The following is a 20,011-nucleotide window of genomic DNA, read 5'->3' on the forward strand; positions in this document are numbered from 1 at the left end:
GCATGGTTTAAATAGTCATCTAAACATTATTGAAAATTTTATACGAAACCGTTTAATCTTTTTTCTTGTGCATCTTTAAATACGCGGTATATCACATCTTAGTCAAAGCGCTTATCGCTATTTTACTTTAAGGCAAATAGGTTTAATGACTTTTTGATTTATATGATAGTTATCACATAATTTATTGAATCTTTCAATAAATTATAAATAAAGATTTTGTCACGGTTTATCCCTATGTGTATAGGGAACACGATTGATCAGTGGTTTTTCACGATAAAAACCAACTTTTTAAAATTACATCATTACGATCTCTCAATGTTACAAGCGTCAAGAACGGGCTGAATTGCTTCGTCAAAGCCTTTCAAACTGAATTCCATGTCGATTGTTTGGGTCGGCGAATTCGCTCTGATAAAAATTGAATTTTTACCTTTTAACTGCTCAATTTCCTCCGTTGTTATATTTTCATTGAAAACCATATCACCTAAAATGATTGCGTTTCTTTGAAACGGTTTTTCTTTATCAATTCTTAAATCTAGTTTAACTTTGCTGTTACCGATATTGATTAAATTGTTTACAGAAATTGCTTCAGTTAATTTACCTTCCTTACAAACGAACGCATAATATTTATTATTGAATGTTAATTGATGATCGTTGTTCGGCTCTTCTGTTGTCGCAAAATATGCTATCTTATCTGTTAGTTTGTCGGTTGAAATTGTTAATCTCCAATCGCCAAAATTTTTCTTTATATCTGATTCTGATGCATAACAAGAAAAAGTACATAAACACAGAACTGCTACTAATGATTTTTTAAACATTTAACATTCCCTTAACATGATGATTACTGTTGTTATGTTAAGTTACTTTAAATTAAAAGTAAACTATTAGGATGCATTCACAATCGTTGCTAGCTCCTCCCCATTATCTCTGTTTATCTGCATAATTCGTTTCACGCCCTCCTGCATTGCTAACCACTGCTCTGCTGATTCGTATTCACTCACCACTGCAATATTAATAGTCGGTGAAACGGTTTGCGGCGTGCTTTCCTGTGTTGTTGATTGTGAGTAGTTATTAACGACTTGCGGACGTTGTAAACAGCTCATATCACCACGCTGCAACGCATCCAAATTGCCTACTCCGATGCGCTGAATTGCTGCTGCGTTCATGACGAATTCTTGACCATGCACAACACCTGCGATCTGATCTTTTGCTATATCACCTGTATAGCCACCCGTCATAAACCCTGTTGGTTGAGATCGAATCGCCGACACATTAGCCATCCCTGCCGCAATAGCTGCTGCCCCCAAGGCGGGCCCCAACATACGGAATCCCTGTCATAGCAGCATAGGCCGCGTTAGCTGCGGTTTTATCCCTATATGTATAGGGAACAGCGCAAATTTAATAGCAGGCGTATCAGCTAGAACGGTTTATCCCTATGTATATAGGGAACAGTCAGTTAAAACGCTAATAATTTTTTTATGAATCGGTTTATCCCTATGTGCATAGGGAACAGGCATTAGTTGGTTCATGGATAACTGCTATTGTGGGGGTTATTTTAATGGTTGGTGGTTCACTTGCGATTATGTTTAGTAAAAAGTACGATAATTTTACGGCTATTCAACACTGGTTAAACCGTTGTTGCTTTGGCAAGCAAGAAGAATTGGACTATTTAGGCTATCAAGCCTATCACGAAGATGAATATAAAACTCATGCGGGTTTTGGCTTAGCGCTTAATGACTATGCGATTATGGTTTATAATATTCAAACTTTTATTCGTTTAAAACCACTATATCATACACCACCAACAACAGGAGTACCTGATCCCGATGGCCCAAATCCATTTCAACGGCATATCTATTTTTATTTGGATATTCCCGATTTTGCCAAATACAATCAAAATGAAACTGCAATCGCCATGATTCGCTTATTTATTAATGATTACCCAAATCTAAAAAGCGAGCCAGACCCATTGCCCGAAAAATATATCGATCTAAAATACCATATCACCTCGCAACAAATAACGTTATTAGCCATCAGCAAAAACTATGGTAATCTCAATCTGGTTTGGACGGATAAAAAAGCCTATTTTGATAAGTATGATCGTAATATCGGCGTACTGACTAGGCTGCCAATACCTGATAATAGCAAAATTGACGAGCCAGACGAATTTACTTTAACCACATCGGCGAATCATCTTACTGATAAAAAAATAACCAATAGCGACGAGCCAGTGCAAAATGGGCTTATTATCAATAAATGGATCGCTGGCACAATAGGTGTGATTAATATTGTAAAATATCAAATTATTGTGCAATACAATAACCGTGAAGACGTGCCATTAATCGTGACTAAAAACAATAAAATTTAAAATAAGGAGCAAAACAATGCCATCACAATATCAACCCCAAATTCCTGGTTGGATAGGCGATTTAGTAAAAGGCGGCAACTCTCTAACCGATGCCGATGATCGCTTGCTCTATGCCAATGATAACTACTGTGCTTTTATTCGTAAAACAAAATCTGATCAGTTTTTTTATTTATTTGTTTTATATCAATATTTGGTCTTTCTTTTTACATAGGTATTTATTTTTATTTCGTTTTTACTATGACTCCTGCAGTTAATAATGATGAAAAAATTATGGATATTGTATTATTATTGATGAACATCACCTGTTTTTTTGCTTTATATCTTCTGATTCCTGAATTATATCATAACTTATTTACACGCCGAGGAAGCCCCATTATTTTTAACCGTAAAACGGGTAAAGTGTATATCAATGAAAGCTATTTTTTTAATTTTAAAGTATTACGCAATCCACTAACCTTTTTGCACCCCAATAAAAAACGCATTAAAGAATATGACTGGGCCCATTTACAAGGGGTGGTGGTGCATAACTTTTCACGCTACTCACTCAACACCACTATTTTAATGGTGTGCAAACCGAATACCCATAAAACAATCGACCACATTTTGTTAGACCCATTACGTGGTGGCATAGGTAGTTATTTTGTTTGGGGTTGGGTTAATAACTTTATGTGCGCGAACAAATTAGCCGGTCTAAACGACGGCAAATACAAATGGGAACAAGAAACCCAATTTAAAGACAACATTATTAAAGGACAAGGCTGGCCAGAATGGATGGTCGAAGCGTTTAATGCCACATCGCAAGCAGAGTTAGCCGAAATCAAACAACGACATCATGTCAAACAATAAGTTTTAATAGCTCAGGGCGGGAAAGGATAAAGCCGCCTACTTTACAATAACCGTGAAGGCGTGCCATTAATCGTGACTAAAAACAATAAAATTTAAAATAAGGAGCAGAACAATGCCATCACAATATCAACCCCAAATTTTGGGTTGGATAAGCGATTTAGACAAAGGCGGGAACTATTTAACGGGTGCCGATGATCGCTTGCTCTATGCCAATGATAATTACTGTGCTTTTATTCGTAAAACAAAATCTGATCAGATTTTTTATGTATGTCTTTCAGGCGTAATTTCAATTGGATTAATGTTTATTATTCCTATATTAATATATTTGCTTACATGGATAGAATCGGCCTCTATGCTTATTCTTCCATTGGTGATCATAATTTTATTTTTTATTACATTATATTTAATGTTACCAGAATTTTACCAGAACCTTTTTACACGCCGAGGTAGCCCCATTATTTTTAACCGTAAAACGGGTAAAGTGTATATTAATGAAAGCTATTTTTTTAATTTTAAAGTGTTACGCAATCCGCTAATCTTTTTGCACCCTAATAAAAAACGCATTAAAGAATATGATTGGGCCCATTTACAAGGGGTGGTGGTGCATAATTTTTCACGCTACTCACTCAACACCACTATTTTAATGGTATGCAAACCGAATACCCATAAAACAATCGACCATATATTATTAGATCCATTACGTGTCGGCATAGGTAGTTATCTGGTTTGGGGTTGGGTCAATAATTTTATGTGCGCGAACAAATTAGCCGGCCTAAACGACGGCAAATACAAATGGGAACAAGAAACCCAATTTAAAGACAACATTATTAAAGGACAAGGCTGGCCAGAATGGATGGTCGAAGCGTTTAATGCCACATCGCAAGCAGAGCTCGCCGAAATTAAACAACGGCATCATGTCAAACAATAAGTTTTAATAGCTCAGGTCGGGAAAGGATAACGCCACCGACTTTACAATAACCGTGAAGGCGTGCCATTAATTGTGGCTAAAAACAATAAAATTTAAAATAAGGAGCAAAACAATGCCATCACAATATCAACCCCAAATTTTTGGTTGGATAGGCGATTTAGACAAAGGCGGTAACTATTTAACGGGTGCCGATGATCGCTTGCTCTATGCCAATGATAACTACTGTGCTTTTATTCGCAAAACAAAATCTGATCAGATTTTTTATTCATTTATGCTTATAATTGTTTTAATTCTCTCAATACCCATTATATATTTAGGTTTTTCATTGATTTTGGATTTAAGTCCTATAACTGAGTCAGCTATGCTCATTACGGTGATAGTTACGTTGATTGCTTGCATTGTTGCTTTATATCTTCTGATTCCTGAATTCTATCAAAACCTTTTTACGCGCCGAGGAAGCCCCATTATTTTTAACCGCAAAACGGGTAAAGTGTATATCAATGAAAGCTATTTTTTTAATTTTAAAGTGTTACGCAATCCGCTAACCTTTTTGCATCCTAATAAAAAACGCATAAAAGAATATGACTGGGCAGATTTACAAGGAGTGGTGGTGCATAACTTTTCACGCTCTTCACTCAACACCACCATATTAATGGTGTGCAAACCCCATACCCATAAAACAATCGACCATATATTGCTAGACCCATTACGTGCTGGCATAGGCAGTTATCTGGTTTGGGGGTGGGTCAATAACTTTATGTGCGCTAACAAATTAGCGGGCCTAAACGATGGCAAATACAAATGGGAACAAGAAACCCAATTTAAAGAAAAAATTATTAAAGGACAAGGCTGGCCCGAATGGATGGTTGAAGCGTTTAATGCCACATCGCAAGAAGAGCTCGCTGAAATTAAACAACGGCATCATGTCAAACAATAAGTTTTAATAGCTCAGCGCGGTAAAGGATAACGCCACCGACTTTACAATAACCGTGAAGACGTGCCATTAATCGTGACTAAAAACAATAAAATTTAAATTAAGGAGCAAAACAATGCCATCACAATATCAACCCCAAATTTTGGGTTGGATAGGCGATTTAGTAAAAGGCGGCAACTCTCTAACCGATGCCGATGATCGCTTGCTCTATGCCAATGATAACTACTGTGCTTTTATTCGTAAAACAAAATCTGATCAGATTTTTTATTTATGTCTTTCTGGAGTAATTTCAATTGGATTAATGTTTATTATTCCTTTTCTTGCATATGATATTGTAGATAATATGCAATTAAAATCAGATGATGATAAATATATTTTTTCCCTTTTACTAGGAATATTAGTTTTATTTATTATTACATTATATTTAATGTTACCAGAATTTTACCATAATCTTTTTACACGCCGAGGAAGCCCCATTATTTTTAACCGCAAAACAGGTAAAGTGTATATCAATGAAAGCTATTTTTTTAGTTTTAAAGTATTACGCAATCCGCTAACCTTTTTGCACCCCAATAAAAAACGCATTAAAGAATATGATTGGGCTCATTTACAAGGGGTGGTGGTGCATAACTTTTCACGCTACTCACTCAACACCACTATTTTAATGGTGTGCAAACCGAATACCCATAAAACAATCGACCACATTTTGTTAGACCCATTACGTGGTGGCATAGGTAGTTATTTTGTTTGGGGTTGGGTCAATAACTTTATGTGCGCGAACAAATTAGCTGGCTTAAACGATGGCAAATACAAATGGGAACAAGAAACCCAATTTAAAGACAACATTATTAAAGGACAAGGCTGGCCAGAATGGATGGTCGAAGCGTTTAATGCCACATCGCAAGCAGAGTTAGCCGAAATCAAACAACGACATCATGTCAAACAATAAGTTTTAATAGCTCAGGGCGGGAAAGGATAACGCCGCCTACTTTACAATAACCGTGAAGGCGTGCCATTAATCGTGACTAAAAACAATAAAATTTAAAATAAGGAGCAAAACAATGCCATCACAATATCAACCCCAAATTCTTGGTTGGATAAGCGATTTAGATAAAGGCGGGAACTATTTAACGGGTGCCGATGATCGCTTGCTCTATGCCAATGATAACTACTGTGCTTTTATTCGTAAAACAAAATCCGATCAGATTTTTTATTCATTTATTTTAGTTATTGCTTTTGTCCTTTCAATACCATTAATCTACTTATCTATAGGGCTAATTTTAGAATTAGCATTAAGAAAAGAAATTTTTTTGATGATTAATTTCATCGTGATATTAATTGCTTCTTTAGTTGCTTTATATCTTCTGATTCCTGAATTATATCATAACTTATTTACACGCCGAGGAAGCCCTATTATTTTTAATCGTAAAACGGGTAAAGTGTATATCAATGAAAGCTATTTTTTTAATTTTAAAGTATTACGCAATCCACTAACCTTTTTGCACCCCAATAAAAAACGCATAAAAGAATATGATTGGGCAGATTTACAAGGGGTGGTGGTGCATAATTTTTCACGATATTCACTCAACACCACCATATTAATGGTATGCAAGCCCCATACCCATAAAACAATCGACCATATATTGCTAGACCCATTACGTGCTGGCATAGGCAGTTATCTGGTTTGGGGGTGGGTCAATAACTTTATGTGCGCTAACAAATTAGCGGGCCTAAACGATGGCAAATACAAATGGGAACAAGAAACCCAATTTAAAGAAAAAATTATTAAAGGACAAGGCTGGCCCGAATGGATGGTTGAAGCGTTTAATGCCACATCGCAAGAAGAGCTCGCTGAAATTAAACAACGGCATCATGTCAAACAATAAGTTTTAATAGCTCAGGGCGGGAAAGGATAACGCCACCGACTTTACAATAACCGTGAAGACGTGCCATTAATCGTGACTAAAAACAATAAAATTTAAATTAAGGAGCAAAACAATGCCATCACAATATCAACCCCAAATTTTTGGTTGGATAGGCGATTTAGACAAAGGCGGTAACTATTTAACGGGGGCCGATGATCGCTTGCTCTATGCCAATGATAATTACTGTGCTTTTATTCGTAAAACAAAATCTGATCAGATTTTTTATTCATTTGGTTGGTTTATATCAATATTTGGTCTTTCTTTTTATATAGGTATTTATTTTTATTTCGTTTTTACTATGACTCCTGCAGTTAATAATGATGAAAAAATTATGGATATTGTGTTATTATTGATGAACATCACCTGTTTTTTTGCTTTATATCTTCTGATTCCTGAATTATATCATAACTTATTTACACGCCGAGGAAGCCCCATTATTTTTAACCGTAAAACGGGTAAAGTGTATATCAATGAAAGCTATTTTTTTAATTTTAAAGTGTTACGAAATCCGCTAACCTTTTTGCATCCTAATAAAAAACGCATAAAAGAATATGATTGGGCCCATTTACAAGGGGTGGTGGTGCACAACTTTTCACGCTCTTCACTCAACACCACTATTTTAATGGTATGCAAGCCCCATAGCCATAAAACAATCGACCATATATTGTTAGACCCATTACGTGGTGGCATAGGTAGTTATCTAGTTTGGGGTTGGGTTAATAATTTTATGTGCGCGAACAAATTAGCCGGTCTAAACGATGGCAAATACAAATGGGAACAAGAAACCCAATTTAAAGACAACATTATTAAAGGACAAGGCTGGCCCGAATGGATGGTTGAAGCGTTTAATGCCACATCGCAAGCAGAGCTCGCTGAAATTAAACAACGGCATCATGTCAAACAATAAATTAATAATAAAAAACGTTTGATATCTGAGGTTTCCATACCAGCATAATTTTTCCTTTTTTTATAAAAAGTTGAATGAGTTATACTATATTTAAAGCAACGCGCTTTAATTGGAATGCACACTCTGGATCCTTTTAAACTAGATACGATTTGAGCGAATATTTTATTTTGGGTTCAGTTCATTTTAGAGGGAGATTTATATTTTCAATGAAAAATAAAACAATTTAGGCATAGATGATCTCTGGTAATTGAATATCCCAAGGTTGGTTATCAATATGTCGGACTTTTTGGCAAGCAAATGCAAGCCCAATCGGTAAAATTTGTTGAGTTTGATAATTAGCTAGCAACCGGTCATAAAATCCCCCTCCCATTCCCATACGATAACCTCGTTGATCAAAAGCAACCAATGGCGTAAAAATAATATCAAGTTGGTGGGAAGGAAGCACATTTAATATGTTTAATTCTGGTTCTAATATACCAAATTTATTTTTTATAAGCTGAGTTTGGCTAGTATATTTTAAGAAGAGTAGATGTTTGGAGGAAAAAGGGTGAATAATAGGTAAATAGACAGATTTATTTTTTTGCCATAAATAGTTAATTATGGGTTGGGTTTCGACTTCGCCATCAAATGATAAAAATATGGCGATATTTTTTGCAGCATTAATCCCTTGGTGACAGACAATTTTTTGATATATAGCTTGTTGTGCAATTTCACGTTCATCGGGAGATAATTGTCGTCTTTTTTGACGGATAATTTGCCTAATATTCATCAGTTTTCACTGTTGCTGCAAGTTTGGAAGAACACTCCAAGATGTCGTTAGGGTCGTAACCCTTGAACCCAAGGTTCAAGGTGAACATCGTGTTTTAATTTTTAGGTTTCCTTACAAGTAAGGCATACACACCAACTAAAAGTCACTCCGTTCTTAAGTTAAGAATATCGGCTCAGGGGACTAACCCATATCGCGAGCATCTCAGAGATGAATACCATAATACAAAATTTAACGGATCATACAATACCATTTGTATTAAATTTACAATTTAAATGGTTAATTGTTGGGATTTAAGGCAGAATCAAGTAATTGCTGTAGCATTTTAAGCCGATTACCAAACTCATTACTTTTTTCTTTTTCTTTTGTTAATTCATAAGAAATGTTTAGCGCGGCAGTCATAATAAGTTGATCGCTACCAACTTGCGGAGACTTTTCTCGTAAATTTGTTAAGCGCGCATCTAGATCCTTTGCAGCACAATTAAGTGCGTCTACTTCATCAACCGGACAATTAAATTTTAATGTTCGTCCAAAAATTTGAATAGTGACAGCTTGAGTTTCCATATTTAACCTATTGATTCATAAAATTATTAATTTTATCGATAATGTGCTTTTGGTCTAATCCCATCTCTTGTCTAATTTCGCTTTGCGCTCCTTGAGAAATAAACTTATCAGGGAGTCCAATATTTAAAATATCACATTTTATTTTTTTCGATAATAAATATTCACCGACACCGCTACCAGCGCCGCCTTTAATACTATTTTCTTCAATGGTGACAAGTATATTATGAGTTTGACTAATGTGCAAAAGGACTTTTTCATCCAGTGGTTTAACAAAACGCATATCAATGACTGTAGCATTGATTTGCTCCGCTGCTTGTAATACTTCGGTAAGCAAAGTACCAAAATTGAGTAAAGCGATATTCTTACCTTGTCGACATAATTTAGATTGCCCTAAAGGAATTGGGGTTAATGGTGTTAATTGTGTACCAATGCTTTCACCACGAGGATAGCGCACTGCCGCAGGACCATTATGTAAATAGCCTGTGTAGAGCATTTGTCGGCATTCGTTTTCATCACTTGGTGTCATAATGACCATATTAGGTACGCAGCGTAGATAACTTAAGTCAAATGCACCTTGGTGAGTTTCACCGTCGGCGCCAACGATGCCAGCGCGATCGATGGCAAATAATACAGGTAGGTTTTGAATGGCAACATCATGGATAACTTGATCGTAAGCGCGTTGCAAAAAAGTTGAGTAAATGGCGACAACGGGCTTTAAGTCACTAATTGCAAACCCAGCGGCTAGGGTAACAGCATGTTGTTCGGCTATTGCAACATCAAAAAATTGGTCAGGATAACAATTGGCAAATTTTGTCATGCCCGAACCTTCACTCATTGCTGGCGTTATTGCCATTAAACGTTTATCATTTTGCGCCATTTCGCATAGCCAATCGCCAAAAACTTGCGAATATGTTTGGATTGCTTTTGTGGCGATTGGCAATATGCCTTCATTAGGATTAAATTTGGGTACACCATGCCATAAAGTCGGATCTTTTTCAGCTGGCGCATAGCCTTTGCCTTTTTGTGTAATCACATGGAGCAGTTGTGGGCCTTTTAGTTGGCGAACTTTTTGTAAAGTTGCGATCAAGCCATCAATATCATGCCCATCAACAGGACCTATATAATTAAAACCTAGTTCTTCAAATAAGACGGCTGGTGTGATTAATCCTTTTAAGTGCTCTTCAGTCTTTTTAATCAGTTCTTTTAATGGCGGAATATTCGCTAATACACGTTTGCCACTTTCCCGAAAAGACGTATAGGCTCTACTTGATAAGATTTGGGTAAGATGTTGGTTTAGTGCGCCGGTATTTGCTGAAATCGACATGTCATTGTCGTTAACAATCACTAGCATATCAGGCTTAACATGACCAGCATGATTCATCGCTTCAAATGCCATACCTGCTGTTAAAGCGCCATCGCCAATAATGGCAGCCACTTTTTTACCCGATTGTTTTTTTTGTTCGCTAATTGCAATTCCAAGCGCGGCACTAATCGAGGTCGAAGAATGTCCTGTGGTTAGTACATCATATTCGCTCTCATTACGATGAGGAAATGGATGAAGTCCACCTTTTTGGCGTATAGTGAGCATTTTGTCTCGGCGACCAGTCAAAATTTTGTGAGGATAAGCTTGATGACCAACATCCCAAATAATTTTATCAAAAGGTGTTTGATAGACGTAATGTAAGGCTGTGGTTAATTCAACCACACCTAGCCCCGATGCTAAATGACCACTCGATTGACTAACACATGCGAGTAAATATTGCCTAAGCTCGCGACAAATCGCCGATAACTGTGACTGAGGAAAATGTCTTAGATCCTTGGGCGAGTTTATTTGTTTTAACAATGGGTAATTATCTAAATTCATTATGTAATGCTATATTTTAGTTAGTTGTTAACTATTGCGATTAATAATAAAACCAGCAAGATTCTGTAGCGGTTGGGTATTATAAGGTATTTGCTTTAGACTATCGATAGCTTGCTGATAAAGTTGCTCAGTGAGTTTTATTGCGTTATCTAGTCCAATTAATGCTGGGTATGTGCTTTTTTCACGGGCAAGATCTGAACCTTGTGGTTTTCCCATAATAGATTGCTCGCCAATGACATCTAAAATATCATCTTGAATTTGAAACGCCAGCCCAATTGCCTCGGCATAGTGATCGAGCATTAGGTAGTAGGGTTTAGCGGTTTCACTGCAAGCAAAAGCACCTAAACGAATAGACGCTTTGATTAACGCACCTGTTTTATAACAATGGATTTTTTGCAAATGTTCAAGGTTAATTGACTGATGTGTGGCTTGTAAATCGAGCGATTGGCCAAGACACATACCAGTTACACCACTGGCATGGGCAAGCTCAGCTATCATCTTAATTTTAGCCTCGGCATCAATTAACTCACTGTTTGCCAATAATGAAAAGGCTAAACTTTGCAAAGCATCGCCGGCAAGTATGGCTTGGGCTTCACCGAATTGGATATGGCAAGTTGGTTTGCCTCGGCGTAAATCGTCATTATCCATGGCAGGTAGGTCATCATGAATCAATGAATAAGTATGAATTGATTCAATGGCGGCAGCGGCTTCATCTAATTTAGAAAGCGGGCAGTTGAACATTTGACCCGTTAAATAAACTAAAATAGGTCGAATCCGTTTGCCACCCGCCAACAAGCTGTAACGCATTGCTTGTTGAAGTTTAGACGGCTCAATTTGCGAAATACAGGTAGTTAAAAACGAGTCAATGCGTTCTTGTAATGGTTTTAAACTATTCATTAGCATCATTTGAGAATTCTGACAGTTCGGCATCACTATTTTCAGATAATAAAATCTCAATGCGTTGCTCGGCTTGCTGTAACTGTTTTTGTCCTGCTTTGGCTAATTTAATTCCTTTTTCGAACTCATTAAGCGCTTCATCCAATGGTAGATCACCGTTTTCTAGTTGAGATACAATAGTTTCGAGTTGCTTAAGTGTTTCTTCGAAACTCGGTTCTTTGTTTTGTTTTTTTGCCATATTCAGTTCCTCTTTACGGTTGATGAGTATACACTTATTTCAAACAATCGTGAATCAAGGCTTTTGCTTATTTATAACACCACAAGCGATGTTAATGTATGTTACCCTTTGATTTAGCGATTAGCTAATTTGTAGATTAACTCTCATCTGCGTTATTCGATTCTTCCATCGCTAATAAGGTAATATCTGGGTTAATCGGTTTTTTAACTTCAATACCCATTTCACGAAATCGTTCAATTTGTCCAATTACATTGCCACGACCTTTAGATAATTTATTCATGGAATTTTGATAGGTTTGTTGAGCTTTGTCTAAACAACTGCCTAGGTTTTCCATATCTTCAACAAAGCCGCGCATTTTGTCATACAATTTACTTGCTCTATCGGCGATAAGCTCAGCATTACGATTCTGATATTCAAATCGCCATAAATTATGAATTGTTCGTAACGCAACTAACAATGTGGTTGGGCTGACTATCATAATATTACTTTTCAAGGCATCATTGATTAATGCGGGGTCATTGTCAATTGCGCTTAAAAATGCGGGTTCGACAGGAATAAACATTAAAATATAATCTAATGAGTTAATACCAATGAGTTTATGATAATCTTTTTGGCTAAGTTGTTTTAAATGGTTACGGACAGCCGCTAAATGTTCGGTCATTGCTTTTGCTTTGACTGTTTCGTCTTCGCTATTAAAATGGCGCTCATAGGCAACTAAAGTTACTTTGGAATCAATAATGACGTCACCACCTTGCGGTAAGTGAACAATGACATCGGGTTGTAATCGCTGATGACTTTCGTTAGTTAAATTGACCTGAGTTTCATATTCATAACCTGAGCGCAATCCAGAATTATCTAAAATTTGGCTTAAGATAAATTCGCCCCAGTTTCCTTGGGTTTTGTTATTGCCTTTTAATGCCTTTGTTAGGTTGTTTGCTTCTTTGCTCATTTGCTCATTGAGCTGTTGCAAGTTACGAATTTCATGCGTTAATGTGTGACGCTCTTTAGCTTCTTGCCCAAAACTGTCTTGCACTTGTTTTTTGAAACCTTCTAGCTGTTCTTTGAGCGGAGAAAGTAAAAAATCAAGACTTTGTTTATTTTGTTGCTCAATCTTTTTGCCACTTTGTTCAAAAATACGATTGGCTAGGTTTTCAAATTGGGTTGTGAGCCGTTGTTCACTTTGTTCTAATATGGTTTGCTTTTCTTGTGTTGCACTTAACGTTTCTTCTAAACGCGTTTTGAGTTCACTAATTTTGACGTTTTGCGCTAGATTTTGCTGTCGATACTGTTCTACTTCATGTTCTAACTGTTTTACTTGAATTGTTAAAATTTGGATTTCTTCCTTCTTTTGGATCAGTTGTAGATCAAACAGTTGATGTAAATTATTAATTGTTAGTTGAGATTTTATCGCTAACACCAATAAAATTAGAGCGGCAATACCAATAATAATGGCAATCCATCCAGTTAATCCTAAAGCATTGGACATAATTAAGCCCTTTCAAAAGTAAATGATATCACGTCATCCAAATTATCGCAGCTTAAGGCAAGCATAATTAAACGATCTAACCCTATAGCAACCCCCGCACAGTCTGGAAGACCAGCTTCCATAGCGGCGAGTAACGCAATGTCAATATTTTGTGCAGGTAAGTTTTGATTTATGCGATCTAAATTATTTTGTTCAAAACGCATTCTTTGTTCTTGTGCATTAGTCAGTTCTTTAAAACCATTAGCGAGCTCAACGCCTTTGTAATAAAACTCAAAACGGCTCGCTACACGATGATCTTCTGGACTAATAGCAGCTAATGCGGCTTGTGATGCCGGAAAGTTAAATACGGCAATAGGCTTATCTTGACCAATATGCGGTTCAATACCAAAAGTGAATAAGCATTGTAGTAAGCCATCTTTATCATAATTGTCTGTGTTAAGCCCAATATCAAGTTGGTTTGCTGCCTTGACTAAAGTTGCGTGATCGGCTTGTAAAGGGTCAATATTAAGATGGCGTTGAAATACCTTTTGATAAGAAATTCGTTCAGCAGGTTCACAATCTAAAACAGTTTGTAATAGGTCATCGACTTCATTGATCATTTGCATCATATCGAATTGGATGCGATACCATTCTAGCATGGTGAATTCAGGGTTATGATAACGGCTGACTTCTTCATGATTACGAAAACATTTACACATTTGATAAATAGGACCACTGCCAGCGGCTAGTAAGCGCTTCATATGATATTCAGGGCTGGTAATTAATGACATTTGTTGCCCTTGTTGTTCTTCATGCTCCCCTGGTTTTAAGAATTTAGTGTGAAAAGAACTTAAATGCACGTCTGTTACTGCATATTGGCTTAAGGTTGGTGTTTCAACTTCTAAAATACAGCGATCAGCAAAAAATTGACGTACTTGAGAAATAATTTTTGCGCGCTTGAGTAAATTATTGATAGATGCAGAAGGTTGCCAAGTCATAAAAATATCCGTGGGTTTTGATCAGTTACTAAAAAGAAGAGAAGTAGGGCAAAAGCCCTATTTCTTATTGTTGGCGTTCATTTTGCCATAATGAGAATAAATTGTCGTATTTTTCTTGTTGCTGCCAAATATGACGATGTAAAGCGAAGAGTATAATCGGATCTTCTAAAATTGCTAACTGCTTTTCTTTACTCATTTTTTCTAAATCTATGTGTTGATACTGTGCGATAAGTTCATCACGTTTTTGTTGGTTTTTATTATTCACTTGATGGCGTGACGTTGATAATGCACAAGCGAGCGCATTATAGATAGGATCGACTAATGCCATAACAAAGCCATGCTCAATAAATGCAGCTTCCGTTTTAGCTAAATATTCACCCGTAAGTGTAACTGCTTTTGCTGGGTGGGTTTCTTCTGGAGTTAAAAATAGTCCTGCTTTTTTGGCTTTCATACCAATGCTCGAAAGTCCCGAAACTCTAATGACTAAAGGCGAAATAGTTAAAGGTATTAATATCGCTATATACCAATAAGTAAATTGAGGATTTAGCCAGATAATTACGCCTAACCACACAATTCCTAATAACGATAGTGGCCAACAAAAATAAAAAGATTCTCCCCATGTTAACGCATCGTCACTACGTGACGGAGACTTCCATTGAATTTTGCTACCCATCCATGCTTTAAGTACAAATTTGCTATGAAAGATCATACGTATTGGAGCTAAGATCATTGACCAAATCATTTCAATAAAAATTGATAGGGTTAATTTAAATATACCACCAACATCTTTTGCACCTGTTCTAGCTATAATAATGCCATAGCTGAAGAATTTAGGCGCAAATAGTAAAACCATCGTAGTTGAGAGTAGCTGTATGGCCAATTGTTCATCCCACCTTGGCCAAGTTGGATAAAATTGGTTAGGTTGGAAGAAATATTGAGGTTCAGAAATATTAAACACCAATAATAATAGTGTTGAGAATATTAAAAACACTAGCCACAATAATGACGAAATATAAGCCATGCCACTGGTTGCAAACATGATGCGATGGGTCAATTTAATACCGCTTTTGAAGATCAATCTTAAATTAATTAAGTTGCCCATACACCAGCGATTATCGCGTTTTAGATCTTCAATCATATTACCAGGTAGCTCTTCATAACTCCCGTTCATATTATAGGCAATCCAAACGCCATAGCCAGCACGACGCATAAGTGTCGCTTCGACGAGATCATGCGATAAGATATGAATTGGCCCTTTACGTTTTTGAAGTGGTGATAATATGCAATGCTCAATAAATGGTTTTAAGCGAATCATGGCATTGTGTCCCCAATATTGTGCTTCGCTTAATTGCCAAAAGTGGGTGCCCGAGCAAAAGATATCACTGTAAATTTGGTTAGCAAATTGTTGAATACGCCCGTAAAGCGTAGTCATTCTGACTGATTTTGGGGGAGATTGTAAAATGCCCGCTTTTGGGGTCATTTCCATCATGGCGATCATTTTTAAAATACAGTCACCAGTCATAATGCTGTCGGCATCAAGGATCATCATATATTCATATTGATGGCCCCAACGACGGCAAAAATCGTCAATGTTACCGCTTTTACGTTTTACTCGACGTTTGCGATGGCGATAAAAAATATTGCAGCCATTATTTTGTTTTACTGCATTAAATTCAGCCCAAGCTTTAAGTTCGTTAACATATAGATCGGGATCGTTAGTATCACTTAAGATAAAAAAATCACAGCAAGCTGCATGACCTGTTTCAACTAAGGATTGATAAGTTGCTTGTAACCCAGCAAATACACGAGCGACATCTTCATTACAAATTGGCATAACAAGTGCAGTTCGATGTTTAACGTCAATATGTGATGCTGGATCATTAGGAATAGCAATAGTGTAACGGTCTTTACCCATTACTGTTAATATTAGACCCATAATGCTGGTCCAAAAACCAATTGAGATCCAACAAAACAAAATGGCGAACAAAGTAATAATCGCACCTTGAACAATATAAGGTATGATACTGTAAATGGCTAATTCGGGGTTGATATCCCAATTAGCCATAAAATTAATTTTTTGCCAACTTTGATAAGGCAGTAAAGACGATAGGTAAGTCGTTCCGTAATATGTTTGCACAGCAATGAGCGCAAACATAATAAAGCGACGAATAATGGCAAGGATATTAATGCCATGTTTTGACTTGGCAGTAAAGCGTTGATTCCATATTTGAGGTTGAATTGAAACGCGATCAACTTTAGGATAACTCGGCTGTTGCCTTCGGTCATCAATAAAAGAAAATGTATCACCAACTTGATTTAAACGATATTTTAAAAACTCGACATCGTCAGGTGGCGTTGCATTGTTTTCACATTTCTGACGCCAAACTTCAGCGTCAGAAAGATTGGCAAAGTAATCTTTTTTCATATTTTTATCATAATAATATAACAATTATTGTGCGGGATATTGCCCACTCCAAGTTTCGGAAATCACTTCATGAGTTGCTTGCGAAGCGAGTTGTATGCGAATATCAGTTGCTTTTTTACTGTCTTCAACGTTGAATCGGACAATTACTCGCCAGCCTTTAATTACTGGATTGTATTGCGTGTCACAACTTACGATAGAACCATTGGTAATACTTGAAATCACATTGACGGGCTCATTTTCTGATAATCCTGAACCAGCGAAGTCAATCACATATGCATTAGAACCATCAAGTTTACGAATTAAATTAGCTTGTTTTATATCACCTAATGATAAGCGTGTGCTAACTGCTCTTGCTACATTATTGGGATAACGTTGCTTTTCGTTTAACGAATAATGTAATCGATATTTGATATCAAGTTCATCTCCCGCTTTGTATTGTTTTTCTGGTACCCAAAATGTGACGATATTGTCGTTAGTTTCATCAGCTGTTGGAATTTCAACTAATTCAACTCGACCTTTTTGCCATTCATTTAGCACTTCGACCCAAACACTCGGGCGTTTTTCATAGTGATCGTCAAGATCTTGATAATCATCAAAGCCTTTATCACGCTGAATTAAACCGAACGCTTTTGGGTTTTCTAAGCTATAAGATGAAAACGATAAACGCTTAGGGTTATTTAATGGGCGCCAGATCCACTCGTTATTATTTGCCAAAATCGACAGACCATTAGAATCATGCATTGCAGGTCGGTAATTTAGCAATGGTGATGGTTGATTAGGTCCAAATAAAAACATACTGGTTAATGGCGCTATACCTAATTTTTTTACTGAATTACGGAAAAAGATTTTCGCTTGTACTGTGATGGTGGTATCAACACTTGGTACTAGGGTAATTTTATAAGCACCAGTTACACTTGGTGAATCGAGTAATGCATAGATAACTAAATGCTTTTGGTTTGGTTCAGGCCTTTCAATCCAATACTCTTTAAAACGTGGAAACTCTTCACCCGACATTTCTCCAGTATCAATAGCAAGCCCTCTAGCTGAAAGTCCATATCGCTGATCTTTACCTACTGCGCGAAAATAACTTCCACCAAGTGCTGAAAATATTTCATCGTCGGTTTTTGTTGGCGTATTAATTGGATAATGGACTTTAAAGCCAGCAAAACCTAAAGCTTTAGTGTCTAGTTTATCAAGATTAATTTGGCTTAAATCAAAATAACTAGGATCATATTGGATTGGCTTAACTTGATTATCAGCAATTTCATTGATTTTTATTGGAACGTCAAAGTACATTCCTTCATGATAAAACTCAAGTTTGAAACGGCTTTTTCGATCACCCCAATAGGCCTTTTGATGATTAAATAGAATTTTTTGATAATCAGCAAATTGTAAAGATGCCAATTCGTTTGGTATATTTTTAGATGGCTGAACATAAGCTTTTTTGGATGATTTTTCGGCTTTGGCAACCACATCATCAAACGAAAAAGCCCATGAAGAAAAGCTAATGCAAGAAACGCAAGCCATGCAAAGCACCTTGCTAATTAGTGTTTGACTAAAAGGATTATTGGGTAAAAAATTGTACATAAAGGCTCGCATTATTATCTAAAAATATTTAAGTAGTTGATAATATTATCTTTTGGTGCACTCAAGCATTTTTCGATATAATCTACTTTCATTTCTTGAAGGATGCTTGGATTTTCATCAATCAGGAAGTGAGAATAGTTATCTTTAGCAATCTTTGCTTTTAAAGATAATATATCTTGTTCAGACATTCTAAATTGTGGTTGAAAATATTGGGTTATTTTAGCGGTATCTTTTGCATAAATTGCAGCAACAAAATCAGCCGAATCCTGACAATAATTTTTAATATTGGTGTCAGTTGCTTTTATTTTGCTTAATTCAATATCATGTTCAGCTTGGCTCTCTTCAACTACTTTTTTGAGTTGCATACCATACTTTAATTTATAATTTTCGTTCAGATAAAAACTCAACACACATGATGACTGGTTACTATCATCTTTGCAATTTAAAATGCCATGTTTGGTCACATAGTTGTCGAAGTTTTTATCACCAACAATCTGAAGTAATTGATTTTTAGCATCAACGACATAAGGGTCGTTAGTTTCAGTTTGATGTTTTAATAGAGATAGCTGATCAGCTTGTGAAATCATTTCTTTATTTTTTGTTGGTGAAATTTTTTGGGCACAACTTGCGACAAGAATAGAGACAATGGCGCATATAAGGATGTTACTTACTTTCATTTATCAAATTCCATGAATATATTCTTGAGTATAATTTCAAAGTGAGCAAATTTGCTACTCATTTAATCCTGTTATTAGTAACAACCGTTACTTATAACGATTATTATTGTAGCGCAAAATTATATACTCTTATTGTTTTAAAAACACTAGCAGAGTAAATTAAATTTATAAAAAACGTGCCATAGAGCGATATGGACGTTTTTCCTAATTTTTGCATATTTTTTTATTATCGACTGTAAACTCAGATTCATGAACAACAGAAGGTTTAAATTTACCCTTTGATTTGAAAAAAGCGATCAGTTGCTCGGCATTCATATCAAATTGAGAACAAGTATGGAACTTTGCATTTGTGCCAAACTCGTCTTTGATGGCATTAAGTAAGGAAGATTCTGTGTAGTTATTCCCATCCATCATATGTAAAACTTTATGTCCGTGAATTGACATTATAGCCCCCCAAGTTGTTGTTCATTTAAGTCATGAAACTCAACGTTTCGAGCAGTGAAAGATAGCAGATATTACTAGTAAAAAAAAGAGGTTAAATATTAAAAATATCATAAATTTTTTCGCTGATTCCCCTGATGTATATCAGGGGAAAAGCAAGAGCGACGGGGCAAAACATTGAATA

At 36.3% G+C, this 20,011-nt stretch carries 21 protein-coding genes and 1 other RNA gene; 8 read left to right on the forward strand and 14 right to left on the reverse strand.

Features of this window, described 5'->3' with window-relative positions; translation table 11 throughout:
- Positions 1-302: 302 nt before the first annotated feature.
- Together A9G24_RS05255 and A9G24_RS12815 are read right to left on the reverse strand one after the other, a co-directional pair.
- Positions 303-815 carry a hypothetical protein gene (locus A9G24_RS05255; RefSeq protein WP_065638093.1) on the reverse strand — a complete coding sequence of 171 codons (513 nt, stop codon included), beginning with the start codon at positions 813-815 and terminating at the stop codon, positions 303-305.
- A 66-nt stretch (positions 816-881) separates the two neighbouring features.
- Positions 882-1,316 (reverse strand): hypothetical protein, encoded by a 435-nt coding sequence (locus tag A9G24_RS12815; protein ID WP_176701165.1) that lies wholly within the window; start codon positions 1,314-1,316, stop codon positions 882-884.
- A 179-nt stretch (positions 1,317-1,495) separates the two neighbouring features.
- Between A9G24_RS12815 and A9G24_RS05265 the strand changes: the two genes are divergently transcribed.
- From A9G24_RS05265 to A9G24_RS05300, 8 genes are all read left to right on the forward strand, one after another.
- Complete coding sequence (locus tag A9G24_RS05265; protein ID WP_141673073.1) at positions 1,496-2,365, forward strand: hypothetical protein; 870 nt, start codon at positions 1,496-1,498, stop codon at positions 2,363-2,365.
- Between the two features lie 16 nt (positions 2,366-2,381).
- Complete coding sequence (locus tag A9G24_RS05270) at positions 2,382-2,576, forward strand: hypothetical protein (protein WP_065638096.1); 195 nt, start codon at positions 2,382-2,384, stop codon at positions 2,574-2,576.
- Positions 2,577-2,635: 59 nt separating this feature from the next.
- Positions 2,636-3,211, forward strand: coding sequence for a DUF6708 domain-containing protein (locus A9G24_RS05275; protein WP_141673074.1), 576 nt, complete (start codon positions 2,636-2,638; stop codon positions 3,209-3,211).
- Positions 3,212-3,323: 112 nt separating this feature from the next.
- Positions 3,324-4,139, forward strand: a complete 816-nt coding sequence (locus tag A9G24_RS05280; protein ID WP_065638098.1) for a DUF6708 domain-containing protein — start codon at positions 3,324-3,326, stop codon at positions 4,137-4,139.
- Between the two features lie 112 nt (positions 4,140-4,251).
- Positions 4,252-5,076, forward strand: a complete 825-nt coding sequence (locus tag A9G24_RS05285; RefSeq protein WP_065638099.1) for a DUF6708 domain-containing protein — start codon at positions 4,252-4,254, stop codon at positions 5,074-5,076.
- Positions 5,077-5,188: 112 nt separating this feature from the next.
- The gene (locus A9G24_RS05290; protein WP_065638100.1) at positions 5,189-6,022 is read left to right on the forward strand and encodes a DUF6708 domain-containing protein; all 834 of its coding nucleotides are present in this window, start codon (positions 5,189-5,191) and stop codon (positions 6,020-6,022) included.
- 112 nt (positions 6,023-6,134) lie between these two features.
- A complete protein-coding gene (locus A9G24_RS05295) occupies positions 6,135-6,959 on the forward strand; it encodes a DUF6708 domain-containing protein (protein WP_065638101.1) in 825 nt (274 codons plus the stop codon).
- Positions 6,960-7,071: 112 nt separating this feature from the next.
- Positions 7,072-7,905 (forward strand): DUF6708 domain-containing protein, encoded by an 834-nt coding sequence (locus A9G24_RS05300; protein ID WP_065638102.1) that lies wholly within the window; start codon positions 7,072-7,074, stop codon positions 7,903-7,905.
- Between the two features lie 223 nt (positions 7,906-8,128).
- Here the strand turns inward: A9G24_RS05300 and A9G24_RS05305 are convergent, their stop codons facing one another.
- From A9G24_RS05305 to A9G24_RS05360, 12 genes are all read right to left on the reverse strand, one after another.
- A complete protein-coding gene (locus A9G24_RS05305) occupies positions 8,129-8,674 on the reverse strand; it encodes a 5-formyltetrahydrofolate cyclo-ligase (RefSeq protein WP_065638103.1) in 546 nt (181 codons plus the stop codon).
- 30 nt (positions 8,675-8,704) lie between these two features.
- Positions 8,705-8,885: non-coding RNA, 6S RNA (ssrS, locus tag A9G24_RS05310), on the reverse strand.
- A 65-nt stretch (positions 8,886-8,950) separates the two neighbouring features.
- On the reverse strand, positions 8,951-9,235 hold the full coding sequence (gene zapA / locus A9G24_RS05315) for a cell division protein ZapA (RefSeq protein WP_065638104.1): 285 nt from the start codon (positions 9,233-9,235) through the stop codon (positions 8,951-8,953).
- Positions 9,236-9,242: 7 nt separating this feature from the next.
- Positions 9,243-11,099, reverse strand: a complete 1,857-nt coding sequence (gene dxs, locus A9G24_RS05320) for a 1-deoxy-D-xylulose-5-phosphate synthase (RefSeq protein ID WP_065638105.1) — start codon at positions 11,097-11,099, stop codon at positions 9,243-9,245.
- Between the two features lie 27 nt (positions 11,100-11,126).
- Entirely contained in the window at positions 11,127-12,005 is an 879-nt protein-coding gene (gene ispA / locus A9G24_RS05325) for a (2E,6E)-farnesyl diphosphate synthase (protein WP_065638106.1), read from the reverse strand.
- Positions 11,989-12,234 carry an exodeoxyribonuclease VII small subunit gene (xseB, locus tag A9G24_RS05330; RefSeq protein WP_065638107.1) on the reverse strand — a complete coding sequence of 82 codons (246 nt, stop codon included), beginning with the start codon at positions 12,232-12,234 and terminating at the stop codon, positions 11,989-11,991. Before xseB ends, ispA begins: the two co-directional genes overlap by 17 nt.
- Before the next feature lie 136 nt (positions 12,235-12,370).
- Complete coding sequence (gene rmuC, locus A9G24_RS05335; RefSeq protein ID WP_065638108.1) at positions 12,371-13,720, reverse strand: DNA recombination protein RmuC; 1,350 nt, start codon at positions 13,718-13,720, stop codon at positions 12,371-12,373.
- Between the two features lie 2 nt (positions 13,721-13,722).
- Positions 13,723-14,697 (reverse strand): elongation factor P--(R)-beta-lysine ligase, encoded by a 975-nt coding sequence (epmA, locus tag A9G24_RS05340; protein WP_065638109.1) that lies wholly within the window; start codon positions 14,695-14,697, stop codon positions 13,723-13,725.
- A 64-nt stretch (positions 14,698-14,761) separates the two neighbouring features.
- Positions 14,762-17,122: a glucans biosynthesis glucosyltransferase MdoH gene (mdoH, locus tag A9G24_RS05345; RefSeq protein ID WP_141673076.1), complete on the reverse strand. Its 2,361-nt coding sequence runs from the start codon at positions 17,120-17,122 to the stop codon at positions 14,762-14,764.
- A gap of 24 nt (positions 17,123-17,146) precedes the next feature.
- The gene (locus A9G24_RS05350) at positions 17,147-18,649 is read right to left on the reverse strand and encodes a glucan biosynthesis protein G (RefSeq protein WP_065638111.1); all 1,503 of its coding nucleotides are present in this window, start codon (positions 18,647-18,649) and stop codon (positions 17,147-17,149) included.
- 74 nt (positions 18,650-18,723) lie between these two features.
- Positions 18,724-19,386 (reverse strand): hypothetical protein, encoded by a 663-nt coding sequence (locus A9G24_RS05355; protein WP_065638112.1) that lies wholly within the window; start codon positions 19,384-19,386, stop codon positions 18,724-18,726.
- 204 nt (positions 19,387-19,590) lie between these two features.
- Positions 19,591-19,830, reverse strand: coding sequence for a YecH family metal-binding protein (locus A9G24_RS05360; RefSeq protein WP_065638113.1), 240 nt, complete (start codon positions 19,828-19,830; stop codon positions 19,591-19,593).
- Between the last annotated feature and the right edge of the window lie 181 nt (positions 19,831-20,011).

This window comes from Gilliamella sp. App6-5 (genome assembly GCF_001690525.1).
Lineage (GTDB): Bacteria > Pseudomonadota > Gammaproteobacteria > Enterobacterales > Orbaceae > Gilliamella > Gilliamella apicola_H.